The sequence below is a fragment of the Candidatus Eremiobacterota bacterium genome (assembly GCA_031082125.1).
GTDB lineage: Bacteria > Vulcanimicrobiota > CADAWZ01 > CADAWZ01 > Ess09-12 > Ess09-12.
Genome location: JAVHLM010000009.1, coordinates 145,355 through 171,169, shown reverse-complemented (window position 1 = coordinate 171,169; position 25,815 = coordinate 145,355). Strand labels below are relative to the sequence as shown.

Sequence of the window (25,815 nt, the reverse complement as noted above, 5' to 3'; positions counted from 1 at the left end):
ACCTCTCACATGGTCTGCTTGATAAGCTCGCGGATATAACCGGGCCTGCGCTCCTTGACGTACTTCACGAAAGCGTCAACGACCTCGGGATCGAACTGCGTGCCGCGGCATTTTATAAGCTCCTCAAGCGCTTCATCCACGGGTTTCCCTCTGCGGTATGGCCTGTCAGAGGTCATGGCATCGAACGAGTCGGCAACGCTTATGATTCTTGCCGCGAGGGGTATCTCAATACCTTTGAGATGATAGGGATAGCCCTTCCCCGCGTATTTCTCATGATGGTGGTACATATAGGGGAGCATGGTCCTGAAGCGGCCCACGGGCTCCATGATCTTCGCGCCGTATTCAGGGTGGCGCTGCATCTCCTCGAACTCATCATCGGAGAGCTTCCCGGGCTTATGCAGGATGTCGTCGCGGATGTGTATCTTCCCGATATCGTGAAGGAGCGCCGCGTATTGCACAAGCTCCCTCTCTTCCTTTGAGACTCCCATTTTCCTGGCAATGGCCATCGAGTACTCGGTGACCCTCTGGGAATGGCCCCTCGTGTAGGTGTCCCTTGCATCGATGGCGTTTGCCAGGGCGGTAATGGACTGTACGAAGAGCTCCTGGAGCTCTTCCATGAGCATTGAGTTCTCTATGGCGACGGCCGCCTGGCTCGCGAGCATGGAAAGGAGCTCCATGCTCTCCAGGGTGAAGTTCTCTCCCGACTCGTTGTCGCTCACATTGAGGACACCCAGGACCTTGTCCTTGATCCTGATGGGCACGGAAATGGCCGAGGGAATCTCTTTCTCTTCCTTTTCCGTCTTTGATTCCAGGACCTTGATGCCTTTCTCCAGGAGGCGTGGCGTCCCTTCAAGGGCAGTCTTGCCGGCGATTCCTTCTCCCAGGCGGGGACGGACATTCTTCACGATCCATGGGGGGAGGCCGTAAGCCACCTCAATGGTAAGATGGCCGGCTTCCCTGTCCAGGAGCATCACGGAGCCTTTCTTTGCCTTCAGCAGGTGCTTGGCGCTCCTTAGGACCTCCTGGAGCACCTTTCGCTTCTCCATGGACGAGGTCACCGAGGTGCCAATCTTGTAAAGGGCTTTCAGCTGCGAGGCTTTTTCCGAGATCCCTGCATAGAGCTTTGCATGGTTGATGGCCACGGCGGCGTTGGACGCGAGAATGTTCAGCAGCTTCAGATCCTGGGGGGAGAAATTGTCGCCGTCCACTCGGCCGCTCACGTTGAGGACACCGAGGACCTTGTCCTTCACCTTGAGGGGCACGCATATGGCAGAGTCAATCTCCTCGAGCCTGCGCGAGGATAATGAGCGGGATTCCCTTACCCCTTTGAGAAGCAGGCGGGGCTTGCCGCTTTTCGCCACATTTCCCGAGATGCCTTCTCCCATCTTCACCACCGTATGCTTCACGATATCTTCAGAGAGGCCGACGGCCATGAAGATCCTCATCTCCTGCAGGGCCTGCTCGATGAGCATGATTGAGCCCGCCTTGGCCTTGAGAAGAAGAAGGGCATTTTCCAGCACGAATTTGAGCACATCCTCCGTTCTGAGGGTTGAGTTGATCCTGTTGCTGATCTCATAGAGGGTTGACATCCTGTTGATATACTGGAGCGAATGCTCCTTTTCATGGTAAAAGCCAAGGATGACCTCGCCCAGGGATCTCAAGAGCCTTGTGTTGGCGACTGTTTCTTTCAGGCCCTTTTTCTGCTGCCAGGGGCCGAGGGCCACAAGGGCAAGGAACTCCCCGTTGTTCCTGATCCTCATCAGAGAGAAATGGAGGTCGCCGAAAGCCTTTTCTTCCGTGAGCACGGGAGGGCCGTCGGCGGGAGGATTTTCCGGCAAGGGGAAAAGTCCCCTGGGCTCCGGCATGTTATCCACATGGCCATGGTGCCTGCTGTTTCCGTAATGAAGCAGGATATGGCCCCCGGGAGAGTAAATGCCCAGGCTCAGGCCCGAAGAGAGGGCGATGCTCCTCGCTAGATTGCAGACAGCAGGTTTTTTCAGGAGCTCCTGAATACCTGAGGCAGGGCTGGCGTGCATTACTCCAATGCCTTTCTGAACAGTATGCGGCATATGCTGGTAGATTTATGGAAGTGTTCTCTCTTTAATATATAATTTGTGGAACTCCCTCAGTTCCCCTGCATGGTGGCCGGCGAAGATGAGGTGGTGATTTCCCAGCGGAGAGGAGAGCAGATGCCCCGGCGGCTCCTGGGTCCTCACCGTTGCCTGGGTCCTGCAGCGGCCTTCCCTGGGGTGATGGGTGATGAGCTCGCCGTCGGTCACAAAAAGCTCTTTGAGAGTGAGCCCCCCGACCCGCGCCACGGTCACGGGGCCGTTTTCAAAAGTCCCTTCCAGTGCGGCGCCCTGTGAAGATTCAAAGTGGGAGCGGAGAGAAAACTCCTTGACAAGTGACAGGGGCACCGTGCAGTGGGCAAATTCTATAAGGCTCTCGCCTGGCGAGATATCCTGCGGATTGGCCATGAATGAAGGTTTTCCTGTAAGATAGTAAGCCCAGAGCATGGTGAGTGTGGCCGGTACGTCGCCTTCACACCCCGCCACAACGCCTTCGTCATTGAGCCGCGAGAGGCCAAGGCAGCCCGTGGCCCCGAGGGCGGCGAGAAGGTCAAAGCACCTTATGGTGAGGGCCTGAAGGGAATATTTATCAGCAGTTCTCCTGAGGGCACAATAAAGCCTTGCCGATTCCATGATATCGTCCCTCCGCGCTTCACGGAGCTCCCCCGCACCTCTCAGGAAATCCTCAGCGACCCGGACATATTCAGCCTCTGGGATCCTCTCTCTTCTCTTGAGAAACTCCTCCATCTCCAGGGGCACCATGAGGGGTCCCCATGCGGCCCTGACAGTCTCAGGATCAGGTGAGCTCGCAGTGAGCCACTCCGAGGCCCCCCCGATTAATCCTATCCTTGACTGCATCAGGCGGGCCCTGGTTTCCTGGAGACTTATATGCCTTTTCAGCTCTTCCAGGCTGCCTTCCCTGCCGCCGAGCAGGAAAATAGTTGCTTTCCTGCCTCTCTGGTGCAGAGTAGCGGCAATCTCCAGGGCAGCAGGAAGGGAGTTGTGGAGGGTATGAGCCAGCAGGAGCACGGGATCGCCGTCGTTGCCGATGGCATCGAGAGCCAGCCTCTCAGTGCCGCCGGTGATTATGGCAAAAGCCACGGCTGATGGTGAGTCCTGCCGCCCGGAGCCAAGCGATACCGAGATGCCCCCCGACCCGAGCTCCCTTGTGAGCTTTCCCACGATGCGCCCTATCTCGTCGCCGTCGTGAAGAACTGAAATGAAGGGGATCATGGTGAGGTTCATAACGAGCTTCCTTTACCGGGTATTTTCAAAGAGAAGAGAGATCCCGAGCCCGAGCTGCCAGTGGGGGGTGAACCGGAAGGCAAGCCTCTTTTCCATGCCGGTCCGGGGGCCTTCCTGAGCCGGAAGCCCAAGGGGAAAATCCGTTTTATCTGCCGGCAGGGGGGAGATTCTCCCGGTCTGCCTCTCGGCTCTTTCCAGGTCCCCCAGCATCTGCCTTATAAGGCCTTTTTCTCTTTCGGTGGGGATATGGTCTTTCCCTCCCATTTACCCTGCTTCTTCCATCAGGATGACCGTCATGGGCTTCCCGTCGAGGATCTTCTCTTCTCTGCCCAGGACTTTGAACTCCGTCCCCGGTGGAAAGAGGACCTCTTTCTCGCGGGGATGCCTGGAGAAGCGGTCAATTGCTCTGCCGGTCTCTGAGCTGATGATGAAAAGGGTATTTCCCATTCGCTGCGCAGCGCCCTGGGTTTCCGAGCTGGTGCTGGTAAAAGCGAGCTCCTTCACTGTCTTACCCGGCTCGTACTGGTCAGGCTGATCACCGTAGAGCCTTGATTCCCTGTACACCGTCCCCTGGAAGGGAGGCAGCTTGTTCAATGCCGATGCACAGAGGAGGGTGATCCCTTCCATGCTCACTCCGGGCCCTATGCCGAGGGGATAGAGGAGCCTGTCCAGCAGGGGCATCCTGTCGCCTCTCAGCACGGGATTGATCCGCGTGTAATCCCCGTCGGAATAGATTTCCAGCGCCGCGAGCTCCGCGGGGGAGGGGGGATCTTTCAGACCCTCTGCTCTCAGGTCCTCGGAGACTTTTTTATATTTTTCCGTCACTTTCTCAAAGCATGTGAGGTTCTTCTTGACTTTTCCGTATATTTTTTTCTGTTCCGGCTCCGAAAGCCTCAGATGCCTGAGGTCACGGTTCCTGGTGCCGGGGAAGCCGAATTTCTCACCGCCGCTCCTGCTTTGCTCCACCCCGTAACGTGCTGCAAAGTTTATCTCGCCTCCTCCCTGCGCGGCTGCCGGGGCCGGGGGCTCGTCAAAAGCGCTCAGGGTGCCGTTTCCGTTCTGCACGATATTCTCAGGCACCTGGGGGGGAGCAGGCGGAGCGTCGGAAGCCGTTGAGGGATCGGCAGTCTGTTCGCTCGCCAGCGGGAAAGCAACGGGGAGGGAGTCTTGCTTCTGGAAGCTCTCCACCGGGAGAGGAAGAGAGATAGCTTCAGAGCCGGGAGCGGCCTTGCCCTCAGGAAGGGCTTTCCTGGCAGCCTCGGCACGGTTGATGACCTGGTGCCCGTTAAGCGGCGTGATATTCAATGTTCGCTCTCCCCCGCATAAAAGTGCATTACTATTATAGCATATTTTTTTCACTATAGCATTGCTTCATCAAAAATAACTCGAACAGGGCGGTGAGAGCCGCGGCCGGCAGGGTGATACCGCTTCAGGGATGCTGAAGAAGGTTCTCAGCCGTTATCAGCAAGGTCTCAGCTCCAGGGTACGCTTTCAAAAAGGCTGAAAAGCCGGGAGTTTTCTTGGGCGCTTTCAGTTTGACCTCGTAGGCGGTTATCACGCCGTTCTTATCGGAGACGAGATCGACTTCCTTTTGCTCATAGGTGCGCCAGAAATAAAAAGTGCTCTTTTGTGATTCGCCGGCTTCTCTCTTCAGCATTTCCGCAGCCACAAAGCTTTCAAAGAGGCCTCCGCTGTCTGCGCGCATTGAAAGGGGGTTGAAATTATTGATAATGGTGTTTCTGATCCCTGTGTCGTAAAAGTAAATTTTTACCTTTCTGTTTATTTCGCTCCGCATATTCCGGCTGAAGCCGTATAACCTGAATATGACAAATGACTTTTCCAGGAGATCCAGGTAATGCTCCACAGTTTTCCTGTCGGCGCCTATGGTATTGGCCAGCTCGCTGTATGAGACTTCACTCCCTGTCTGCAAAGCGAGGGCGATAAGCAGTTCCCTGACCTTCTGGCTGCTTTTGACCCTGTGAAAAGAAAGAATGTCTTTGTAAAGGTATGCATCCGCGAGCGTCTGAAGACTCATCATTTTCTCCTCTGCACTATCTGTGGTAAAAATCTCCGGATAGGCGCCGTAGATGAGGGCCTGCTCCAGGTGAAACTGCCTGTCCAGAGGGGACACCTGGCGGTATATTTCCCGCAGTGACAGAGGGAAGAGCAGAAACTTGAAATGTCTTCCTGTAAGGGGTTCGCTTACCTTGTTTGAGAGATCGAAAGAAGATGAGCCTGATGCAATGATGTTTTTCCGGGGGAAATTGTCAACAAGCACCTTCAGGATGAGGCCGGGATTATCGAGATACTGGGCTTCGTCAAAAACAACGGTGGAATAAGCGCCAATTACCCTTTTCAGCACAAGTGCATCAGGTATGAGCTGCGATTGAATCCGGGGCTGCTCGCATGCAATATACAGGGCTCTTCCTTTCTCAGGGAAAAGGTTCTTGAGCAGGGTCGTTTTGCCTACCTGGCGGGCTCCATAGAGAACAATAACCTTGCCCTTGTTGAGGTGCTTCCTGAGGACAGCCTCCAGATCGCGTTCAATATATTTAAAATCGGGATTCATGATCCCAATTTTAAACCAAATAATGGGAGTTGTCAATGGATAAGGCTCTGATATTTTAGTTATATAATTCCAGATGGGGGCCTAGCCTCAACAGTAAGTCTCAGGGAGAGGCCGCCTCCGGTGGAGAAGTCCCTTTTTCTCTGCGCATTGCAGAAAAGAACTGCACGGCAAGGATGCCGAGGAGCACCAGGGCCAGCGTCGCGAGGGGATGACAGAAGAGAAGTGTTGAAAAGAAGGGAATGGCTTCCTGGAGGGTCAGCTCGTAGCACGTTGAGATACCGCCCATCCCATGGGGCGTCCACTCCTCTGCCACGAAACCCGGCTTGCGCAGCTCGAGTTTTTCATAGCTTCTCGTGAGCAGAAGAGGTGTCTTTCCGAGCAGGGAAAAGGAGCCTTCCGGGGAGAGGCGGCCGAACACGCGGGCTCCATGGGGATTCGAGGTGATGACCATGCCTTCTTCCCTGGCAAGAGCCTTCAATGTATCATTCTCGATAAGGGAAGTGACAAGGGAAAAGATGAGCTCGAGGAGAAGAATGGCCGCAGCGACGAATGCCAGGGATTTCGCAGGGGGCTTTGACAGGAATGATTTCAGGCTGCCAGGCGCTGTATTTTCTTCCATTTTGTGCTCCTTGTGACAGTATGTGCCCGGGTTCTCCTCATGATTATAGCACAGCGGAATGGCTCTATCAATGCATGGCAGCGGAGTTTGCCCGGTATTTTACAGAAAGAGATTTTCTGTTATAATAGGAGGAGCCATGAGAGCATGAGGTATATGAATGGATCCTCTAAAAAGCTCAGCTTCCTACAGCACCGAGGGTAAAGCCCTTTCAGAGACGGCACTCAAGGCCCTGGCAGGGAAGAGAGACAATGCCGGGAAACTGGAGCTTTTCAATGACTGCTTTGAAAAGATAGGGCACTCACCTGTGACCACCCCTGATGAAAAGGCCCTGGCGGCTTTCGGGAAAAGCATATGCCCCGTCGGAGCCCCGTCGTCTGAAGGCATGGAAGCGAGGGCCCTGGAGGCTGTCGTGGAGTCCATGACCCTTGCCGGCGCCGGAACCCCGGGGAGCATAATAGCCTGCGCAGCCCTTAAGGCTCAGGATGCCGTGGGAGGGGGGCTTTTCTCGACAGGCAAGGCCCGCTGGGCATTCCGCGATGAAATGCTTGACAAGGCCTTCCTGGCTGTCCAGGGGAGCACCCGCACCTCTTCTGATGAGAAGGATATCGCAAAGTTCGGCATGGATATCGCCTATAAAGACAGTTACTCAAGAACAATGGCCAAGGCGCGCCAGGTGGTGCTGAGCGCCATTGCCCAGCCCTCATCGGGGCCCATCGCGGCCGTGATTGCCGAGACGGCACTCAAGGCCCAGCGTGAGGGCGATTCCTTCGAGGCGGCCTCCATTCTTTACAGGGGCTTCGAGGCCGTCGCCTCAAACAAGCGCGTGCCGGCCGAGGTACGGGAGTTTGCGGAGAAGGGGAAGAACGCCTATGACTGCCCTGGCATTCCCGACCCCATCGATGAAAAGGAGGCATTTCTGCCCGTGATGAAGGAGCTGCCGGGAGCAGCCCTGAAAGGCGAGGAGGCCGAAGCCCGGCGGAAAGAGGCCGAAACCCGCGAGAGCCTCGTGGAGCTTGCCGAAGAGGCGCTCCAGGAGAGGCCTGCAGGGCTCACCGTGGAAGAGGAGTTCATAGATATCGCCGGCATCAGATTGGGCCGCCAGCAGCGCTAGCCCTGCTCAAAGCCCGGGGAAAAGGAGAGTCCCATGTCCACCATCCTTTACCTTTCCCTTGATGACGTGAAATCTCTGGCGGTTCCCATGGCTGAGATCCTTGAGCGGGTGGAAAAAGTATTCCAGGAAAAGGGCCTGGGCCATTACGAGATGCCTCCCAAGCCCGGCATCCACCCGATGCCTGACGCCTTCATCCATGCCATGCCTTCGCACCTCCCCCGTATGAGCGCGGCGGGAATCAAGTGGGTGAGCGGCTTTCCAGAGAACCAGAAGAAGGGGCTCCCCTATATTTCGGGACTCCTTATACTGAACGACCCAGAGACGGGCATACCGCTCGCTGTGATGGACTGCACCTGGATTACCGCCATGCGCACCGCGGCAGCCACGGCAGTATCGGCAAAATACTGCGCCCGCAGGGACTCAGAGACTGTCGCCATGCTCGCCTGCGGCGTCCAGGGAAGAACGAACCTGGAAGCCCTCTCCCTCGTATGCCCCCATATTAAGGAAGTGAGGGCATATGATATCAACGGCTCCGTGCAGGAGCGCTATGTCAAAGATATGGGAGAGAGATTCAATTTCCAGGTGAGGGGTGCCTCGGGCCCGGAAGAGGCTGTAAGGGGCTCCGATATCATCGTCACCTCGGGACCGATTTTTAAGCATCCTTCGCCAGTCATCGAAAAATCCTGGCTGAAAAAGGGTGTCTTTATAGGCCCAGTGGATTTTGATTCCTACGTGAAGCCTGAGGTGCTCACCGGGGCGGACCGTTTCATTACCGATGACAGGCCCCAGATCCTCTATTATCAGTCCCAGGGATATTTCCTGGCGCTCCCTGAGAGGATTGACGAGCTCTGCGACGTGGTGACAGGGAAGATTCCGGGGCGGACCGGCGAGGAGGAGCTCATCGTGGGCATGAACCTTGGCATATCGCTGCTGGATATGGGGACCGCCCGCCTTGTCCATGACAAGGCAAAGGCTTTGAAGAAGGGTACCGGGCTGCCCCTCTAGAAGCGCCGCGGAGTCGGTGCATTTTGTTAAGATCCAGTCACATTTTTGCTTTTTCCTCTCCCCTCAGGTATAATAGGAGTAAGATACGTGAAAGGTATCGACGACTATGGCCAATGACCGAAAGAATTCAAGGAAAGGAGTGCATCGATGATGAAGCTTCGAGGCTACTATTTCATCACGCACTTCATTCCTTCCGTCGTACAAAGGCATCACTGCGCCATGGCGCAGGGTGCCGGAACAAAAGGACCAAGGGCATGGAGGCTGCGAAGGTCGCTCGACTATGAATAGCTCATATCGCTGAGAGACTGCAGGAGCCTGGTGCCCGGTGTCACCAGGCTCTTATTATTTTCTGGCAGGTGAGTGATATGAAAGCAGTGTGTGCCCATAATCTGACCAAGTATTTTTCCGGCCCGGGGCATGGAAGCGGCAGGGAATCCCTGAGTCCCCTTTCCAGGCTTCTGGGCGCCGTTCGCCCGAAAAGGACCGTGACGGCTGCCCTCAATGGAGTGGGGTTCGAGGTGGAGAGAGGCGAGATCTTCGGCATCCTGGGAGCAAACGGCTCCGGCAAATCGACGCTTATCCGCATCATATCGACGCTTCTCCTTCCCGATGAAGGCTTTGTGAGCGTGTTCGGCTATGACGTAGTCTCCCGTGAGCTCGAGGTCCGGAGGATAATCAACAGGGTATCGGTGGAGGCCTCTTTTTTCAAGAAGCTCTCCGCCATGGAGAACCTCATGTACGCAGCCCGCCTCTATGGCCTGGACGGCCGCGAGGCAAGGGAGCGGATAAACCTGGTGACAGGTCGTCTCGGCTTCAGGAACGGAAAGCTTACCGAGCCTGTCGAGAATCTCTCGCGGGGCATGCAGCAGAAGGTCTCCATCACCAGGGCTCTTCTCACGAAGCCATCCCTTCTGCTTCTCGATGAGCCCACCACGGGGCTTGATCCCTGTTCAAAGCGCCAGGTCCAGGAATATGTGGCCTCCCTGAACCGCGAGGAAGGCCTCTCCATAATCCTGACGACCCACGACATGGATGAGGCAGAGAGGCTCTGCAGGAGAGTTGCCATAATGAAGGAGGGGCGTATTGTTGCCCTTGGCACCCCGCCTGAGCTTAAAAGACGCATTGACATGACCTTCGAGGAAGTGTTTCTTGAGCTGGCCGGTGGAGACAGCGGATCATCCCATGGTGAGCCATCGGAAGAGTAACGGCCTTGTGCTTTCCGGCATCGCTCAATGAAGGAGGTGACGTGATGGTATCGTCTGAATTGAAGGCATCCTATGCCTTTATTGAAAGAAATTTACATCTTATGAAACGCTATATGGCGTGGGAACTTGTATTTCTCACCTACACCGTAGTGAATGCCCTTTCTATTGCCTTTATCGGGGTGGCAATGGGAGATTCAGAGAAAGTGCTCTATCTTGTGGTGGGCGCTGTGCTCTGGGGATTTCTCTCGCTCCTTTTCCATGAAATCAGCGAAGCTGTTGCCTGGGAGCGCTGGGAGGGCACCATCGAGTACACTCTCATGGCGCCGGTAAGGCGAATAACGTACCTTCTGGGAACGTCGATCTCTACGATACTTTATGGCCTTATGCGCACAGTGATTATCCTGATGGTAGTGGCGCAGTTCCTGGATCTCTCGCTTGCAAAGGCCAACGTGCCTGCCGCCTGCGCAATTCTGGCGGTGTCGAGCCTTTCATTCATCGGACTCGGCTTCCTGGGAGCGGTACTCCCGCTTCTTTCGCCGGAAAAGGGGCCCCAGGCCACCCATATCTTACAGGCAGTGATACTGCTGGTGTCGGGCGTGTACTATGAAGTGGGGGTGCTCCCCGCGTGGCTTCAGCCGCTGTCCCACCTCTCGCCGGCTACGTACACCCTCAGGGCGATGCGTGCCGCCCTGCTTCATGGCGCGGGATTCAGGGAGCTTGGCTGGTATTTCCTGCTCCTTGCCCTGATGGGCGCAGTGCTGATGACGGCAGGCTACGGCGCTTTTCTGGCCGGTGTGCGCTACGCGAGGAGCAAGGGGAAGCTCTCGAGGAGCGGCTAGGAGGAGAGCCTTTCACTTGCTTCTACATTGTGGGCGTTGAGGCGGAGCGCTTCTTCGAAGCATTGCTTCGCCTCGGCGCCTTTTCCCATTTTTTCCAGGGTCTTTCCCTTCCAGAGAAGGACCATGTCGTCAAGGGGGTTCAGGACCAGGGCCCTGTCATAGCTGAAGAGGGCCTCATCGAATCTTTCGAGCCTGAAAAGGGCAGTCCCCCTGTTGGCCCACACGCCGGCGTGCTTCGCGTCGAGCTTGAGGGCCTTCTCTTCGCAGGCAAGAGCTTCCTCGAGACGGCCAAGCTCTATGAGGGCGCCGCCCTTGTTTGACCACGCCGAGAAATCCCGGGGATTCAGCTCAAGTGCTCTGTCAAAAGAGGCTATGGCATCATCCCAGAGCTTCAATTCAACGGCAATGAGACCCTTCCGGGTCAGCATGGGCGCCGATGCAGGAGCCAGGGAGAGGATCTCTTCCACGGTGGCCAGGGCTTCGTCAAGCCGTCCCAGCTTCCTTAGGATCGTAGCTTTTGCAGAGAGAGGGGGAACCGAAGGGCCTGCCACCTTGATGACCTTTTCAATGAGGGGGAGCGCTTCGGCGGGCCTGCCCGTGCCTGAAAGGAGTAAGGCCTTCTGGTGGAGGGCCTCCAGGTCATCAGGCTTCTGCGAGAGGACTTCATCAAAGGCTTTCAGCGCCTCTTCCGGCATGGAGAGCTCGCCCAGGCAGACGGCCCTGTGGGTGAGGGCAGGAAAAAACCTTGGCTCGCTCTCCAGGGCTTTATCAAAAGAGCCGAGGGCCTCCCGGAACCTTCCCATCCGCTCCAGTACCATGGCCCGGTCAAACCACGACATGTAGTACCGGGGATTCTCCTTGACGGCCCTGTCGAGGCTCTCCAGGGCTCTGGGGAGCTCCCCCAGCGAGATAAGGATGAGCCCCCGGGATCTCCAGGCCTCGAAAGAGGATTCGTCAATGGCCAGGGCTTTGTCGATGGTCTCGAGGGCCTCCTTCTCAGAGCCCGGCATTTTCATGGTCTTGGCGCGGAGCACCAGGGCCTGCACATTGTCAGGCTCCAGGGTAAGGACCCTGTCGCAGCACTCCAGCATCTCGTCCATTCTCTCCAGGATGCCCAGGCAGTATGCGCGCTGAATGTAAGAGGGGACATCGTAAGGGTTGAGCTCCGTGGCTTTTCTGAAGCTCTTATCCGCGTTTTCGGGATCGCCCTTCAGCATCAGGAACATGCCCCTGTTGAACCAGGTGCGGTATTCGCCGGGGTCGAGCCTGAGGGCCTCCTCATTCACCATGAAGCCCTCGTCAATCTTTCCCATGCGGAAGAGGACCCCTCCCTTTCCCCTGAGCACGTCGGGATTGGAGGGGCAGGCGGGAAGGAGTCCCTCGTAAAGGGCGAAGGCCTGGTCGAGCTCCCCCTTCTCAATATGCTGCTCTGCCATTTTCAGCGTCTCGCTGATATTGTCCTGGAGGAGCATGCATGGCGTTTTTTCATCGAGAGGCTTTGCGCCTTCCCCGGCGGGAGGAGGGATGAAGGGGCCTTCCAGGTCGATTTTCAGAAGCTTTGGCGAGGCCAGTCTTTTGATGATGAAAAATATGATGAGTATCACGCAGAGGATGACGAGTCCGAGGATGACAGGCTTTGGCATTGCAGTGCTCCTTTTCAGGCGATCCCTGATGGCTCTTTTTTAAGAAATTAGGGAACAGTCCTGCCATATCCTTCCTGCGAGCCGCATAGAGGAGGCTCACGCCTCAGGTGCCTGTTACTTGTGCGGGAGAAATTTTTCTGGTATAGTTTTTATGCTGTTTTCATACTTCCCGGGGAGGACGAGCAATGGAAAGATACAGGGAGCTTATCGAAGCATCATACCGGTCTCTTGAGGAGAACCTTGCCGATTATGTGAGAAAATACGCCTCTGCCCTGCCAGGCAGTGTTGCGTTCATTGAGACCCATACAGGCACAGAGCTTACCTGGGAGAACTTCGAGAAATCAGTGAATTTTTTTGCCGCGATCCTGCGGGGCCATGGCCTGAAAAAAGGCGATATCGTCGCCACTTCCCTTCCCCTGTCGAAAGAACATGTTTTTCTCATCTACGCCTGCTACAGGACGGGCCTTATCGCCGCCCCCCTGGACCTCCGCCTGAAAAAGGGTGAGCTCCTTTACAGCTTTGAGAAAATGAAGCCCCGGGCCTATTTTTTCCTGGGCCGGACCGCCCAGGCCGACTTTACCGACACCATGAGCGAGCTCATGAAGGCTTCTCCCTCGGTGGAGCACTGGGTCCAGTTCCAGCAGGACGACGAGGGCATTCTTGACGGCGCCCTTCACTTCCGCCGATTTCTATCAGGGGCGGGGCCCGTGCCGGAGAGTGCCGTCGATGACGCGAGGATGAAGTGCACCAGGCGCGATCCCTGCCTGATAATCTTCACGACGGGCTCCACGGGGATGCCCAAGGCGGCTCTCCTCTGCCATGAGAACATCCTGATCCAGAATATAGGGATCTCCGTGTGCTTTGACCTCAAGGTGAGCGACAGGATGCTTGTAAACCTCCCGGCTTCCCATGTGGGCTGCATCACCGAGCAGCTCGCCTCCATCATTTACGCCGGCGGCACGGCCGTAATCCTCCCCGTTTTTGACGCCCAGAAAAGCCTTGAGGCCATCGAGTCCCACAGGGTCACCTTCATGGGCCAGATCCCGGCGCTTTTCAACCTGCAGTGGAAGCTCTCCAATTATGGAGACTATGACCTGTCGAGCCTCAAGTACGCCGTTTATGGCGGCCAGGCCGCATCCCTTGACTTTCTCGACAGAATGGCTGTCATGGCGCCCTTCATAGGCACGGGCCTGGGGCTTACCGAGCTTGGCGGTTTCTGCACCTACACCGATCATGGCGCGACGCCTTCGAGAATTTTCGAAGGCCTTGGCTACGCCTCGCCACTCTGCCCCTTGAGCATCCGCGAGCCTATGAGGCCTGACGGGATGGCAGGTGATGAAAAGCTCCCGGGCGAGACAGGGGAGATCTGCTTCTCGGGACCCCAGGTCTTCCCCGGGTATCTCAATGATGAGAAGAGCACCGCCGAGACCGTCTCCCGCGACGGCTTCTGCTACACCGGCGACGTGGGCTCCTATGATGACAGGGGCCTTCACCTCAAGGGACGCTCCAAGCTCATTATCAAACCCAAGGGATTCCAGGTTTTTCCCGGGTATATCGAGGACCATATCATGAAAAAGCTCGAGGGGAAAGCGGCCTCGGCTGCGGTCATCGGCTTTGAGCATGCACTTTACTCAGAGGCCGTCATCGCCTTCGTGGAGCCTCTCCCCGGATGTGAATTCACGGCCCGCGAGGTCTCAAAAGCCTGCAGGGATATCGCCTCCTATGCAAGGCCGGCCCATATCGAGGTCATCAACCCAGGCGAGATGCCGATGAACAGGGTGGGGAAGACCGACTACATGGCCCTCAGGGACAAGGCCGCTCCCATAGTGGCGCACCTGCGCTCCCAGGGGAAGTGGGACCGCAGAAGGTGAGCCCATTTCCCCGATGCAGGACCCGATGAGTGAGGCATCGCCAGAGAGAGAAAAGAAAGGATCTTGGCAGGGCATCACTAATTTATAAAAGGCAGTGATCTACCTGGGAAATAATCTGCCCGGGGAATGAGGGAATTTTCCGGAACGGGAGGGGGAGTTCATGAGCTGGCTTGCCAGGATAAAGGAAGTGGTTCTCGGACCTCGCATTCAAAAAGACCTCTACAAGGACAGAAGAAAGGTACCACGCATTAAATGCCATATAGAGGTAATTCTTTCTGACGGAGGGGGAAATTGCCTCCAGGGTGAGGTGACAGACCTGGAGGTCTCAGGGATTGGCTGCACGGTGCCCCGGAAACTGGAGAAAGGCGCACAGTTCAAGATTGCCACCAATGATTTTAAAGCTCCCGCTCATGCTTTCAATGTGGAAAGCGTGTCAGTGGAGGTCATCTGGTGCAGAAAAAAGAAGCTCGATGATTATTATGTAGCGGGATTCCGCTTCACCGATGCGCCTGAGGTTCTTGATAACTCCTGGGTACATTATGTGCTGAAAAATTTCGGTATGGCAGGAATCCCTCTGGAACAGAGGCGGAAGGAAATCCGGGTACCGTCAAAAATACCCCTCAGATGCCAGTCCGGTGAGAATATCATATTTGAAGGCTCAGTCTATGATATCAGCCTGGGAGGCATCAAGATGAGCCTGAGGGAAGATTCCCCCCAGGTGGGGCAGAAGGTGACCCTTCATATAGGCACCTTTGAAGAGCTTCCGGTACTGAAATGCTATGCGAAGATCCTGAGGAGCTCTCTCAATGTGGCAGATATGCGATATCATGTGGGTGCGGAGTTTATGAAACTCAATAACAGCCAGGTCATGCTCCTGGGGAGATATATCAAGCGGCTGCTTCAGAGATCAGGAGCTCAATAAGGGAATAGTCCCGTCCATCTGCGTTTTAATGGCTTCTTTTTGTTATAATCATTCAGGCGGCAGGGACCAGAGCTCCTTTTTTCAATGAACAAAGGAACTGAAAACAGGGGGAAGCGATGGAAGCTACTTCTCGCAATGAATCGAGGAAAAGCAGGATTTCATTTCCAGTTCTCATGGCAATTCTCTTTGTCATGTATCTTGGCTATTACTTTGTGAATAACTGGTATCAGTTCCGCCTGCTCTGCCGCGAATCGTGCAGGCTTATTGAAGCACAGGACCTGGACAAGGCCATGGAAGTGACGCTGAAGGCCAGGAACCTCAACCGCCGCGATCCCTATACCTATGTGTTGAGCGGGATAATATGGACCTGGAGGCATGATGATGAAAAAGCTCTTGAAGACTATGACAAGGCCATAGCCCTCAACGCCAGATATCTTAATGCTTATTGCTGCCGTTCAAAAATTTATATGAAGAGAGGGCTGTTTGACCTGGCGCTCAGGGATGCCGGGGAGGCTATCAGGCTCAATCCCAGGAACGCCGGGGGATATGAAAGTCGCATGCACATCAACATCCGGAAGGGAAAACTGGATGAGTGCCTGAAGGATGCCAATCAGGTGGTGGCGCTTGAACCGTCCCGAAGCGAGTCTTATCATGCCAGGGCTTACGTTTATTGCTGCCTGGATCAGTATGACAAGGCTTTGCAGGATATCGACAAGGCGCTCGGGATTGCCCGGAGTCCCTTTTACCTTTCCCTGAAGGGAACGATACTTTCCGGCAGGGGTGATTTCGTTGGCGCCCTGAAGGCCTGCAACGATGCTCTCTCAATTTCGGATAAATACAGCGAGCTTTATATTGACAGGGGATTGGTATATTATTATACCTATGACTATGAGGCAGCCCTCAGGGATTTCAACAAGGCTCTGGAGCTCCATGGCGAAAATGCAGCGAATTACTCCATGCGGGGATTGCTCTATGCGCGCACATATCGATTCAATGAGGCCCTGGCGGATCTTGACAGGGCAATTGCACTGGATTCCAGGTACGCTTCCGCCTATTCCATAAGGAGCATGGTCTATTGCTACCTGGGCAAGGCAGGCAAGGCGCTTGAGGATTCAAAAAAGGCAGTCGATTTTGTCCCCGATAACAGTGTCGCCCTCTGGTATCGGGGTTTTGCCCTCCTCTATGCCAGGGATTATCGCGGGGCGATAGAGGCTCTTGATAAGTCGCTGAAGAACTGCCCCCTGAAATATGGATCTTACAGCAAACGCGGCGTCGCCCGGGCCCGCCTGAAGAATTACAGGCAGGCCCTCAAAGACTGCGAGAGCGCTCTCGGCATTGAAAAGAAAAGCACCCTTGTATTGAATGATTTTGGGGTGGTATGCACTCTTAAGGGTGACAGGAAGAAGGCAGTGGAGTACTTCAACGGGGCCCTTAAACTTGATCCCCTCGACGCCGAGGTTTACAAAAACCGCGGCGATGCCTGCTTCGCGCTCAAGAACACTGCCAGGGCCTTTCGGGACTGGAAGAAGGCCGGGGAAATCGACAGTGAAGGCATGATAGGAAAAGAAGCCCGCGACTCCCTCAGGAAGCATAAGAAATGACAAGACTACCGCGTACTGCCAGTCAATTGTCACAGATTTCCCTGTCAGTCATCCCCGCTGAAATGGCGGAAGCCACTCCTCCCATGCTCCCTCACCGGCGGGTGACACGGGCATCGGAGAGAAGCCAGAAATAGGTGCCGGTGTACAGTCCCAGGATCCCGAAAAGGATCAGCGCGAATGTCATCTCCAGGTCTTTCGGGACGGCCTTCATCACTGCACTTCCCGCAAAGGAGAGCCCTATCAGGACGATGGCGGCAGCGCGCAGCACCTTTGACACCGGGCCGCAATGCTCTGCGAGGAGGTCCCGGACAAGCCATGGAGCCCAGAATCCCAGCAGAACCACCAGAGCTATTGCCCTTGCCATAGGGTGAAAGAGGGCTGCTATCATCAGAACAGCGAACAGCAGAGCCAGCAGGCCAAGCCGGATCCTGTCTCCCCATTTCGTGTTACGTTTCAGCGCTTCCCAGCGACTCATTGCAGTATCGTTTCCAGGCTACCCCACTTTCTCCATCTCTTTCCCCAGCGTGACGGTCTCCTTGCGCTTCCACCCCTGGGGCATCTCCTTGTAGGTGATGAGGTCGTGGACAGGGCAGACGAAGCTGCAGACCATGCAGCTCAGGCACTTGTCCTCGTCAAGTGAGGGCCTTCTTTTTTCGACGTCCCACTCGAGGGCCTGGCCGCCGGCGTCGTGGCACACTCTGTAGCACTGGCCGCAGCCGCAGCAGCGATCAAGGTCGTACCTGGCGATTCCCTGCCTGGTGAGGTCAAACTTGTCGGGCTCGCAGATGTTCTTGAGGCCTTTTCCCACAAGCTCTTTTATGTTTTTTATCCCCCGTGTCGCCATATAGTCGGAAAGCCCTTCTATCATATCCTCGACTATGCGGTAGCCGTAATGAATGATCCCCGTCGTGACCTGCAGGGTCGAGGCTCCCACCAGCAGGTATTCCAGGGCGTCAATCCAAGTCTCTATGCCGCCCATTCCCGAGAGGGGCAGGCAAAGCTCCCTGTTGAGGGCCAGAGTGGCGATCATCTTCAGCCCTATGGGCTTCACTGCAGGTCCCGAGAAGCCGCTCATTGCGCCTTTCCCGAAGACGTTGGGCTTTATGACCATGTCATCAATGCCTATCTGCGATATGCCTGCCACGGTGTTGATGGCGGCAATCCCGTCGGCGCCACCCTTTTTCGCATAGAGGGCGGGGATGGTGATGTCGGTGATGTTGGGCGTCATCTTGGCCACGAGGGGGAGCTTCGTCACCTTCCTCACCGTCTCCGTGAATGTTTCCACGAGGTGCTCGCACTGGCCTACCTTTGCCCCCGAGCCTTCCACAGTCATGTGGGGGCACGAGAAGTTGAGCTCCAGAAGGTCGGCGCCCGCGTCGGTGCAGGCCCTGGCAAGGTCTGCCCACTCCTGGTTGGAGAAGCCCATTATGCTCGCCATGACGATGTGGCGGGGCCAGTGCTTCTTCAGGTACATGATATCCAGGAGGTTCGCCTTGAGGCCCCTGTCGCTTGTCTGCTCCACGTTCTGGAGGCCCACGAGCTTCTTGTCGCCGTAGTCATAGCCTTGCATCCTTGGCGAGGGATGGATGATGGGGATCCTGTCGGTCACCATGGTCTTGTAGGATACGCCGCCCCACCCGGCATCGAAGGAGCGCCCCACCATCTCGGCGCAGTTCGCCACCGGCGATGAGGAGAGCATGAAGGGATTCAGGAACTTCACGCCGCAGAAATCAATTGAGAGATCAGCCGTGCTCATTTTACACCTCGCTTCCCAGGTCAGCTATGATGGCCTTTGCTGCGGTCTTGCCGTCGTTGACTGCCTCCACTATAAGGCCCGGTCCCCTTACAACATCGCCCCCCGCGTATATCCGCTTCGCCGATGTTTTCCCTGTGGCGCTGTCAGCGGTGATGAGCTTTTTGCCGCTGACCTTGACGGAGGGATACCACAGGGGAGAATCCTTTTCAGGCTCCTGGCCGATGGCCTCGATACATGTGTCCACTTCCAGGAGCCATTCGGAGCCGGGGATATCGACGGGCTTCTGCCTTCCCGAGGCATCGGGCTCGCCCAGGCGCGTCCTGATGATCTTCAGCGCCTTGAGGGCTCCCGCTCCATCAGTGACATAGTCAAGGGGCTGGGCCAGTAGAATAAAATGGATGCCGCTTGCCAGGGCATTTATCTTTTCAGCGTCTTCTGCAGGCATCTGCGTGAAGGAGCGGCGGTACACGAGGTACACGTCGCGGGCGCCCATGATGAGGGCCGACTCTGCGCAGTCCATGGCCACCGAGCCGCCGCCGATGATGGCCACGGCTTTGCCTTTCAGCAAGTCCGGGGCGGCGCCGTTCTCCCTCCTGCTCTTCAGGAACTCCACCGAGGAGAGGACTCCCTTTGCGGCTCCCTGGCCTTCCCTGAGGCTCACGGGCCCCCAGAGGCCCGGCGCCAGGAAGACGGCTTCAAACCCCTGCTCCAGGAGCTTCTCCGCCCCGGCCTCTCCTTCAAGCGGCGAGCTGCATTTGATGGTCACGCCGAGATCCTTGATATCTCCTATCTCCCTGGTGAGAAGGGTGCCGTCAAAGCGGTGGGTGGGCACGCCGTACCTCATCACGCCGCCGGGCTCGGCGAGCTTCTCGAAGATGGTGACTGCAAAGCCCGCTTTTGCAAGCTCGGCAGCACAGCTCAGGCCTGCGGGCCCCGAGCCCACGACGGCCACCTTTTTCCCGGAAGGCGCCTGCTTCGGGAAGACTTTGAAGCCGATATCATAGGAGTGCTCCACGAGGAACCTCTGGAGTTGCCCTATCTGGATGGGCCTGTCAATGCCGGTGGCGCTGCACTCCTTTTCGCAGAGCCGGCACGTGGGGCAGAGGATGCCGCATGATCCCCCCAGGATATTGTTGGTCTTGATGGTTCTGATGGCTCCCGTGATGTTCCTCATCCTGAGCTTCCTGATGAAGGTCCCCGGGTCAGTGCCGGCAGGGCACCCTTTCGAGCAGGGGGGATCGTGGCAGAGAAGGCACCTGTTGGCCTCCGCCACGGCCTGCCCGAAATCAAGAGTCTTTGTCATTTCCAGCAGCACGCCTGCGTGCATTGCAGCTCCTCCTTTTAATATTTATAGTCGCCGAGCACCTCGTCGAGGGTCTTCAGTATGAACTCCACGTCGTCCCTGGTGATGCACATGGGGGGCTTGATCCTGAAGACGTTGCCGGCCATTCCTCCCTTGCCGATGAGGAGGCCTCTCTCTTTGCACTTGTCCATGACCTCCAGGAGCTCCGTCGAGGCCGGCTCCTTGGTCGCGCGGTTGCGCACGAGCTCCACTCCTATCATGAGGCCCATGCCTCTCACGTCGCCTATGATGTGGTGCTTTGCCTTAAGCGCGTTGAGGCCCTCAATGAGGAGATTGCCCATCTGGAAGGCGTTCTCAGAGTAATTGTACTTGTCAATGACTTCAAGGACCTTCAATCCCTGAGTCATTGAGACGGGGTTCCCCGCGTAAGTGTTGAAATGGACCTTGCCGCGCATGGATTCGGCTACGTCCTTGGTGGTGATGACCCCCCCCAGGGGGATGCCGTTGCCGATTCCCTTGGCCATGGTGATGATATCAGGCTGCACGCCCCACTGCTCGATGCCGAAGAACTTGCGGCCCGTGCGCCCGAAGCCTGTCTGCACCTCGTCGGAGATAAAGAGGCCGCCGTATTTTTTCACTATCTCGTAGATTATGGGAAAATATTCCTTGGGAGGAAGGGTCACGCCGCCGAAGCCCTGCATGGGCTCGGCAATGAAGGCCGCTATCTTGCCGGTTGTGGAGTACTTGACGATCTGCTCCACCTGGCGGGCGCAGGTGACCTTGCAGGAAGGGTAGGTGAGGTCATAAGGGCATCGGTAGCAGTAAGCTGCAGGGGCATGGCTCACGCCGTAGGCATAGGGGATGCTGTGGCGCCAGAGGGACTGCCCGGTGAGGGCCATGGCCATGAGGGTCCTGCCATGGAAGGAATGGGTGAGGGCTATGAACTCGTGGGTCTTGGTGTAGTTCTTCGCCAGGATAGCCGCGAGCTCATTGGCTTCGCAGCCGCTGTTGGTGAAGAAGCTCACCTTGAGGTCGCCGGGGCTCTTCTCTGCCAGTTTCTTGGCGTAGAGCACGATAATGGGATGATAGTAAAGGGTCGTCATGTGCTGGAGGGTCTTGGTCTGCTCGATGACGGCGGCAACCACGTCGGGGTGGCAGTGGCCCACGCTTATGGTGACCACGGCGCCGAAGGCATCGAGGTATTTTTTCCCCTCGTCATCAAAGACGTACTGCATCTCCCCCCTCACAATGGCGATGGGCTCTTTGAAATACGTCATGGTGCTCGGGAGAAGATACTCCTCGCGCATCTTTTTGATTTCTTCCCTGCTGAGCTTTGTCTCTAACATGCTTTCCTCCTTATATGTGGTGTAAAATCACTTATGCCCTGGCAATTGCGAATAAATTTTCGAAAACCCTCACGCCAGCTCTCCGAAGGGCTTCCTGGCGATGAACTGACCGTAGCCTTTTTCACCGACGAATTTGCCGTTTTTTGCCACCACTTTTCCCCTTACAAGGGTGCAGGCCGGGTACCCCTTGAGCTTGTACCCTTCAAAGGGTGACCAGTCACAGTTGGTCTGCATCCCCTTGCAGTGGATCGTGCCCTCCTTGCGGGGATCGAATATGGTGATGTCGGCATCGGATCCGGGCGCAATGGTTCCCTTCCTCGGGTAGAGGCCGAAAATCTTTGCAGGGTTGGTGCTGCAGAGCTGCACAAGCCTCGGCAGCGTGAATTTCTTCTTTACCACGCCGTAGGTGTGCATCAGGGGGATGACGGTCTCCACGCCGGGCATGCCGTAGGGGATCTTGCGGAAATCGCCCTTCCACATTGATTTCTGCGCCTTGTCAAAGGTGCAGGTGTCGGTGCCGATGACTTCAACGGTATGACGCTGTACGGCTATCCAGAGCCTTTCGATGTCAGGCTTCTTGCGGATCTGGGGGCACGTGGCGTAGAGATGGCCGTCTTTTTTCTTGAAGAGGGAGTCATCCAGGAGGAGGTACTGGGGGCATGTCTCGGCATGGACCTTGACGCCCCTGTCCTGGCCCGCCTTGACGGCGTCGGCGCCGCCCCCCGTGGACATGTGGACTATAAAGAGGCGTCCCCCTGTTACCTCGGCAAGCTTCACCACGCGGACTATGGCCTCAATCTCCGAGTAGTCGGGCCTGGTGAGGGCATGGCCGTAAGCGCCGAGCTCCTTAGCCCTGGGGCCGTGCTCCTTCAGGAGGGCCTGGATGATATAATCGTTTTCCGAGTGGGTCATGACAAGGCCGCCGTTGCGGGCCGTGGCCTCGAGGGCCTGGAGGAGGTCGCCGTCATCGGCCATCCATCCCTCGTTCCGGTATACCATGAACATCTTGAAGGAGGGGACGCCGAGCTTGATCGCCTGGTCCATCTCATGACGCGCCAGGGCCCAGTCGGTGATGCCGCCGTGGAGGGAGTAGTCGATAGAGACCCGCCCGTCGGCGCACTTCCTGCGCGCCGAGATGGCTTCCAGCAGCGAGTGGCCTTTCTGCTGGATCCCGTAATCAATGAGCGTCGTGAGGCCTCCGCAGGCAGCCGCCTTCGTACCGTTTTCGAAGTCGTCCCTGCTCACAGTGCCGCAGAAGGGAAGCTCAAGGTGCACATGCATGTCGATGCCGCCCGGCATCACGTACATGCCCTTCGCATCGATGACCTCGGTCCCTTTTTTTGCAGTGATAGAGTCGGCGATGAGGGCGATTTTCCCCTTGGCTATCCCCACATCACCCTTGTAAATGTCCTGCGCCGTGACGATGGTCCCGTTCTTTATCACAGTCTCCACGGAAAAATCCCCCTTTCAGGTATTCTTTAAAGCCAGGCGGCAAGGGAGCCCTTACCCACCGGAAAGCACAGGGTAAACGACCAGCTCTTCGCCTTCCTTGAGACGGTAATCTGGTGCGACGACCTCGCCGCCCACTTTCAGGGCCATAATTTCTCCTTCAGGTATGCCTGCAAGCCTGGCGATGGCTCCGGCCTCCTCATTCTCTCCCCCCTCCAGAGCCATGGACTCGCTGGCACCGGGGAGGTAATGGCGGAGATTAGCGATGGCGGTAATGGTGTACTTCACTGTCAAGCTCCAGTTCCTTCAGCTTCTCAGGCGTGGGGATGCCGTCCCTGCTCCATCCCCTGAGCTGGTAATAGCGGTAGAGCATATTTCCCAGGTCGGGGAGCACGCCTTGTGCTGCTCCGTCGGGCTTTGCCTCGGCAAAGAGCCTTGGCGGAAGCATGTCATCCTTCCTGCTGATGCCCAGCCTCACGTTGTAAAGCCTTTTAAGGTTGAAGAGCCTCTCGCCGGTCCTCTGCACGTCCTCCATCGTGAAATCCCACCCGCAGGCGAACTTCAGCCACCGGGCAATCTTTTTCGGCCCCACGCGCCCCAGGAAGAGGAACTTGCACATCCCCAGGGGGTTGAAGGTGCCCAGGTAGTTCTGGAGGGTGAAGACGATGGGCGGCTTGTCGCTCGAGTCGTGGGGATTGGGAGGCGTCGTGTAGCCGAAGTCAGGGGCGGGGATGCCCCTGTCCAGGAAATAGGTGAGGCCGTCAAGGTGGCAGGCCCCTCTTCCGGCAGTGGCATAGTGGAGGGCCATTCCCACGTGGCCCCGGGGATCATGGGCGGGGTACTCGAGGCCCTTGGTGTGGACGGCGAATTCCGCCGAGTTGCCCCCGATTGCCTCGGCGGCGCGCTTCACGCCCTGGGCCAGGATCTTTCCGAGGCCTTCGTTCCTGCCGATTTTGTGGACAAGGGCCACCATGCTCTCTCCGCCCCAGCGGAGCGTCAGGCCCCCCGTGTCCTTTTCATTGATGATGCCTTTTTCAAAGGCTTCAATGGCAAAGGCGATGACATTTCCCGTTGAGATGGTGTCGATGCCGTAGCGGTTGCACCACTCGTTCCCCTCGGCCAGAAGCTCGGGATCGTCATTGAGGCAAAGCGCCCCGAGGGTCCCGATGGTCTCGTACTCGGGCCCGTGGCCGTAAAGGCCGAGCCTGTCATTCCGGTATATTTTGCCGCACCTTATGGGGCAGCCGTAGCATGAATGGTGATGGTCCAGCATCATGGGCTGCATGGTCTGGCCGCATATCTTTTTGGCCCCTTCTTTCCAGGCTCCGAGCTGCCAGTTCTTGATGGAGAGGTCGCCGTAATGCTCTACGGCCTCCACGCCGCCGGAAGTGCCGAAGTTGTAAAGGCCCACGGTGTTTTTCCTTATCTCCTCCACGTCACCGGGGAGCTGGACCTTGAGCTCGTCGGGGTGGGCCATCTTTATCCTGTTTCCCGACGATCCCAGCACCACGATGGCCTTGAGGTTTTTGGAGCCCATCACGGCGCCTGTGCCGCTCCGGGCGGCCACCCTGCTTATGGGGGGCTCGAACATGATGCTGGAGATGAGGGAGAGGTTTTCCCCCGCGGGGCCGATGGTGGCGATTTTTGCCTTTTTGTCGAGAGAGGGCCTCAGGATCTTCTCGACCTCGAAGGTGTCCTTTCCCCAGAGGTCCCCGGCAGGCTTGAAGAGCACCTGCTCTTCCGTGATGTGGAGGTACACCTTCTCCCGCGCTCTTCCCGTGATGAGGAGGCCGTCATACCCTGTCTTTCTCAGCTCCACCGGCCAGTGGCCCCCGACCGTCGCCTCGTTCCATATCCCCGTGAGGGGCGATTTGGCGCAGACAGAGAGCTTCGTGGTCCCGGGAAGGGGGCTCCCCGTGAGAAGCCCGCAGAACATGAGGAGGGAGCTTCTCTCGTCAAGGGCGTCAAGGGAAGCGTCGAAGCGCTCGTAGAGCCACTCCGCCGCGAGGCCCGAGCCGAGGAAATACTTCTTCACCTCTTCCTCGTTGAAGGTGAGGAGCGATGTCTTCTCTGCGGCAAGATCAATCACCAGGATTTTCCCATGGAATCCGAAACCCACACAAACTCCCCCTCTTTCAGACCTTATTTGTCAGGTATTTCAGACTGCCGGAACAGTGAGGGCATCTCAGGGCAGCAGCTTTACCATGTCTTCATAGGTTTCCGGACGGCGGTCCCTGAAGAACTGCCAGGTGTTGCGCACCTCTCTCACCTCGTCGAAATCGAGGTCTGACACGAGGAGCTCGTCCTTGTCGGGGCTTGCCTGGGCGATTATTTTTCCCCTGGGGCTGCAGAAGTAGCTGTTCCCGTAAAATCTCCCCATGTTCCAGGGCGCCTCGGTGCCGACCCTGTTGATGGCTCCCACGAAGTAGCCGTTTGCCACGGCATGGGCGGGCTGCTCGATCTCCCAGAGGTATTTTGACACGCCTTCCACTGTCGCAGAGGGATTGAAGATGATGTCAGCGCCATGGAGGCCCAGCAGGCGCGCCCCTTCGGGGAAGTGCCTGTCGTAGCATATATAGACGCCGATGGTGCCGTACTCGGTGCGGAACACGGGGTAGCCCAGGTTGCCCGGCTTGAAATAATATTTTTCGCTGAAGCCCGGCGGCACCTCGGGGATATGGTTCTTGCGGTAGATGCCCAGGATCTTGCCGTCATTATCTATCACTGCCGCCGAGTTGTAGTAAACACCTGTCATCACGGTCTCGTAGATGGGCACGATGATGATCATGCCGTGCTTCTTTGCCAGGCCCTGCATTATTTCAGTCGTATGGCCGGGGATCGGCTCGGCAAGGTAATACCAGCGCGGGTGGCGCTCTGCACAGAAGTAGGGCCCTGCGAAGATCTCCTGCATGCAGAGGATTTTCACTCCCTTTTTCGCCGCATCTTTAATCATCTTCACATGCTTGTCGATCATGGCGTCCCTGATGGCGAGGACTTCCTTTTTCTGTTCATCGCCGCTCATTTTGTCGGGCTTCGCCGAGGGGGGGATGACATTGGCCGCCTGGATAAGGGCGCACTTCACCATTCTTGATGACATAGCTTTCACTCCTCGCTTAATAATGTGGGTATCACGTGCCGCGGACTTATATCTCTCTGAAAGATTCATCCTGGAAGAGGCCCATTCCTTCATGGGAGCGCTTAGAGAGGGGGAAAATAAAAAGGGACACCGAAGTGTCCCTTTCGTCTGCGCTATTCCTTAAAC

At 56.7% G+C, this 25,815-nt stretch carries 23 protein-coding genes; 8 read left to right on the top strand and 15 right to left on the bottom strand.

The genetic code is table 11. The features are described 5' to 3' along the window. Positions 1-5: 5 nt before the first annotated feature. The 6 genes from RDV48_12565 to RDV48_12540 form a co-directional block, all read right to left on the bottom strand. A complete protein-coding gene (locus RDV48_12565) occupies positions 6-2,036 on the bottom strand; it encodes a GAF domain-containing protein (protein ID MDQ7823624.1) in 2,031 nt (676 codons plus the stop codon). 45 nt (positions 2,037-2,081) lie between these two features. Next, entirely contained in the window at positions 2,082-3,314 is a 1,233-nt protein-coding gene (locus tag RDV48_12560; GenBank protein ID MDQ7823623.1) for a fucose isomerase, read from the bottom strand. 12 nt (positions 3,315-3,326) lie between these two features. Then, positions 3,327-3,578, bottom strand: a complete 252-nt coding sequence (locus RDV48_12555) for a hypothetical protein (protein MDQ7823622.1) — start codon at positions 3,576-3,578, stop codon at positions 3,327-3,329. Then, a complete protein-coding gene (locus tag RDV48_12550) occupies positions 3,579-4,619 on the bottom strand; it encodes an ADP-ribosyltransferase domain-containing protein (protein MDQ7823621.1) in 1,041 nt (346 codons plus the stop codon). A gap of 124 nt (positions 4,620-4,743) precedes the next feature. Continuing rightward, positions 4,744-5,883 carry an ATP-binding protein gene (locus tag RDV48_12545; GenBank protein ID MDQ7823620.1) on the bottom strand — a complete coding sequence of 380 codons (1,140 nt, stop codon included), beginning with the start codon at positions 5,881-5,883 and terminating at the stop codon, positions 4,744-4,746. A gap of 100 nt (positions 5,884-5,983) precedes the next feature. Further along, entirely contained in the window at positions 5,984-6,502 is a 519-nt protein-coding gene (locus RDV48_12540) for a hypothetical protein (protein MDQ7823619.1), read from the bottom strand. Between the two features lie 157 nt (positions 6,503-6,659). Here RDV48_12540 and RDV48_12535 point away from each other — a divergent pair, with 157 nt between their 5' ends. The 5 genes from RDV48_12535 to RDV48_12515 all read left to right on the top strand — a co-directional run bounded on the left by RDV48_12535 (position 6,660) and on the right by RDV48_12515 (position 10,662). Further along, the gene (locus RDV48_12535) at positions 6,660-7,613 is read left to right on the top strand and encodes a hypothetical protein (protein MDQ7823618.1); all 954 of its coding nucleotides are present in this window, start codon (positions 6,660-6,662) and stop codon (positions 7,611-7,613) included. Between the two features lie 33 nt (positions 7,614-7,646). Next, positions 7,647-8,618, top strand: a complete 972-nt coding sequence (locus tag RDV48_12530) for an ornithine cyclodeaminase family protein (GenBank protein ID MDQ7823617.1) — start codon at positions 7,647-7,649, stop codon at positions 8,616-8,618. A gap of 147 nt (positions 8,619-8,765) precedes the next feature. After that, positions 8,766-8,906, top strand: coding sequence for a hypothetical protein (locus tag RDV48_12525; GenBank protein MDQ7823616.1), 141 nt, complete (start codon positions 8,766-8,768; stop codon positions 8,904-8,906). A gap of 77 nt (positions 8,907-8,983) precedes the next feature. Then, complete coding sequence (locus RDV48_12520) at positions 8,984-9,823, top strand: ABC transporter ATP-binding protein (GenBank protein ID MDQ7823615.1); 840 nt, start codon at positions 8,984-8,986, stop codon at positions 9,821-9,823. Between the two features lie 44 nt (positions 9,824-9,867). After that, the gene (locus RDV48_12515) at positions 9,868-10,662 is read left to right on the top strand and encodes an ABC transporter permease (protein ID MDQ7823614.1); all 795 of its coding nucleotides are present in this window, start codon (positions 9,868-9,870) and stop codon (positions 10,660-10,662) included. Here RDV48_12515 and RDV48_12510 read toward each other — a convergent pair. Next, a complete protein-coding gene (locus RDV48_12510) occupies positions 10,659-12,305 on the bottom strand; it encodes a tetratricopeptide repeat protein (protein ID MDQ7823613.1) in 1,647 nt (548 codons plus the stop codon). The two genes, RDV48_12515 and RDV48_12510, sit on opposite strands and share 4 nt — an antisense overlap. A 185-nt stretch (positions 12,306-12,490) precedes the next feature. On the opposite strand from RDV48_12510, the gene RDV48_12505 reads away from it, so the two are divergent. The 3 genes from RDV48_12505 to RDV48_12495 all read left to right on the top strand — a co-directional run bounded on the left by RDV48_12505 (position 12,491) and on the right by RDV48_12495 (position 16,699). Then, positions 12,491-14,176, top strand: a complete 1,686-nt coding sequence (locus RDV48_12505) for a class I adenylate-forming enzyme family protein (GenBank protein MDQ7823612.1) — start codon at positions 12,491-12,493, stop codon at positions 14,174-14,176. Between the two features lie 160 nt (positions 14,177-14,336). Then, complete coding sequence (locus tag RDV48_12500) at positions 14,337-15,098, top strand: PilZ domain-containing protein (protein MDQ7823611.1); 762 nt, start codon at positions 14,337-14,339, stop codon at positions 15,096-15,098. A gap of 116 nt (positions 15,099-15,214) precedes the next feature. Continuing rightward, positions 15,215-16,699: a tetratricopeptide repeat protein gene (locus tag RDV48_12495; protein MDQ7823610.1), complete on the top strand. Its 1,485-nt coding sequence runs from the start codon at positions 15,215-15,217 to the stop codon at positions 16,697-16,699. A 91-nt stretch (positions 16,700-16,790) separates the two neighbouring features. Here the strand turns inward: RDV48_12495 and RDV48_12490 are convergent, their stop codons facing one another. The 8 genes from RDV48_12490 to RDV48_12455 all read right to left on the bottom strand — a co-directional run bounded on the left by RDV48_12490 (position 16,791) and on the right by RDV48_12455 (position 25,575). Beyond that, a complete protein-coding gene (locus RDV48_12490) occupies positions 16,791-17,174 on the bottom strand; it encodes a hypothetical protein (GenBank protein MDQ7823609.1) in 384 nt (127 codons plus the stop codon). A gap of 18 nt (positions 17,175-17,192) precedes the next feature. Continuing rightward, complete coding sequence (gene preA, locus RDV48_12485) at positions 17,193-18,455, bottom strand: NAD-dependent dihydropyrimidine dehydrogenase subunit PreA (GenBank protein MDQ7823608.1); 1,263 nt, start codon at positions 18,453-18,455, stop codon at positions 17,193-17,195. A 1-nt stretch (position 18,456) separates the two neighbouring features. Then, positions 18,457-19,782, bottom strand: coding sequence for an FAD-dependent oxidoreductase (locus RDV48_12480; protein ID MDQ7823607.1), 1,326 nt, complete (start codon positions 19,780-19,782; stop codon positions 18,457-18,459). A 14-nt stretch (positions 19,783-19,796) separates the two neighbouring features. Continuing rightward, positions 19,797-21,104 carry an aspartate aminotransferase family protein gene (locus tag RDV48_12475; GenBank protein ID MDQ7823606.1) on the bottom strand — a complete coding sequence of 436 codons (1,308 nt, stop codon included), beginning with the start codon at positions 21,102-21,104 and terminating at the stop codon, positions 19,797-19,799. A 69-nt stretch (positions 21,105-21,173) separates the two neighbouring features. Then, positions 21,174-22,556, bottom strand: coding sequence for a dihydropyrimidinase (gene hydA / locus RDV48_12470; GenBank protein MDQ7823605.1), 1,383 nt, complete (start codon positions 22,554-22,556; stop codon positions 21,174-21,176). Between the two features lie 51 nt (positions 22,557-22,607). After that, entirely contained in the window at positions 22,608-22,841 is a 234-nt protein-coding gene (locus RDV48_12465) for a hypothetical protein (protein MDQ7823604.1), read from the bottom strand. After that, entirely contained in the window at positions 22,813-24,672 is a 1,860-nt protein-coding gene (locus tag RDV48_12460; GenBank protein MDQ7823603.1) for an aldehyde ferredoxin oxidoreductase family protein, read from the bottom strand. The genes RDV48_12465 and RDV48_12460 overlap by 29 nt, the downstream gene beginning before the upstream one ends. A 66-nt stretch (positions 24,673-24,738) precedes the next feature. Beyond that, a complete protein-coding gene (locus RDV48_12455) occupies positions 24,739-25,575 on the bottom strand; it encodes a nitrilase-related carbon-nitrogen hydrolase (GenBank protein ID MDQ7823602.1) in 837 nt (278 codons plus the stop codon). Positions 25,576-25,815: the final 240 nt, after the last annotated feature.

Bases quoted from the DNA above. Each gene is read 5' to 3' on its own strand.
- RDV48_12565 (MDQ7823624.1), bottom strand. From the start codon at position 2,036: ATGCACGCCAGCCCTGCCTCAGGTATTCAGGAGCTCCTGAAAAAACCT.
- RDV48_12560 (MDQ7823623.1), bottom strand. From the start codon at position 3,314: ATGAACCTCACCATGATCCCCTTCATTTCAGTTCTTCACGACGGCGAC.
- RDV48_12555 (MDQ7823622.1), bottom strand. From the start codon at position 3,578: ATGGGAGGGAAAGACCATATCCCCACCGAAAGAGAAAAAGGCCTTATA.
- RDV48_12545 (MDQ7823620.1), bottom strand. From the start codon at position 5,883: ATGAATCCCGATTTTAAATATATTGAACGCGATCTGGAGGCTGTCCTC.
- RDV48_12540 (MDQ7823619.1), bottom strand. From the start codon at position 6,502: ATGGAAGAAAATACAGCGCCTGGCAGCCTGAAATCATTCCTGTCAAAG.
- RDV48_12535 (MDQ7823618.1), top strand. From the start codon at position 6,660: ATGGATCCTCTAAAAAGCTCAGCTTCCTACAGCACCGAGGGTAAAGCC.
- RDV48_12530 (MDQ7823617.1), top strand. From the start codon at position 7,647: ATGTCCACCATCCTTTACCTTTCCCTTGATGACGTGAAATCTCTGGCG.
- RDV48_12525 (MDQ7823616.1), top strand. From the start codon at position 8,766: ATGATGAAGCTTCGAGGCTACTATTTCATCACGCACTTCATTCCTTCC.
- RDV48_12520 (MDQ7823615.1), top strand. From the start codon at position 8,984: ATGAAAGCAGTGTGTGCCCATAATCTGACCAAGTATTTTTCCGGCCCG.
- RDV48_12515 (MDQ7823614.1), top strand. From the start codon at position 9,868: ATGGTATCGTCTGAATTGAAGGCATCCTATGCCTTTATTGAAAGAAAT.
- RDV48_12510 (MDQ7823613.1), bottom strand. From the start codon at position 12,305: ATGCCAAAGCCTGTCATCCTCGGACTCGTCATCCTCTGCGTGATACTC.
- RDV48_12505 (MDQ7823612.1), top strand. From the start codon at position 12,491: ATGGAAAGATACAGGGAGCTTATCGAAGCATCATACCGGTCTCTTGAG.
- RDV48_12500 (MDQ7823611.1), top strand. From the start codon at position 14,337: ATGAGCTGGCTTGCCAGGATAAAGGAAGTGGTTCTCGGACCTCGCATT.
- RDV48_12495 (MDQ7823610.1), top strand. From the start codon at position 15,215: ATGGAAGCTACTTCTCGCAATGAATCGAGGAAAAGCAGGATTTCATTT.
- RDV48_12490 (MDQ7823609.1), bottom strand. From the start codon at position 17,174: ATGAGTCGCTGGGAAGCGCTGAAACGTAACACGAAATGGGGAGACAGG.
- preA (MDQ7823608.1), bottom strand. From the start codon at position 18,455: ATGAGCACGGCTGATCTCTCAATTGATTTCTGCGGCGTGAAGTTCCTG.
- RDV48_12480 (MDQ7823607.1), bottom strand. From the start codon at position 19,782: ATGCACGCAGGCGTGCTGCTGGAAATGACAAAGACTCTTGATTTCGGG.
- RDV48_12475 (MDQ7823606.1), bottom strand. From the start codon at position 21,104: ATGTTAGAGACAAAGCTCAGCAGGGAAGAAATCAAAAAGATGCGCGAG.
- RDV48_12455 (MDQ7823602.1), bottom strand. From the start codon at position 25,575: ATGAGCGGCGATGAACAGAAAAAGGAAGTCCTCGCCATCAGGGACGCC.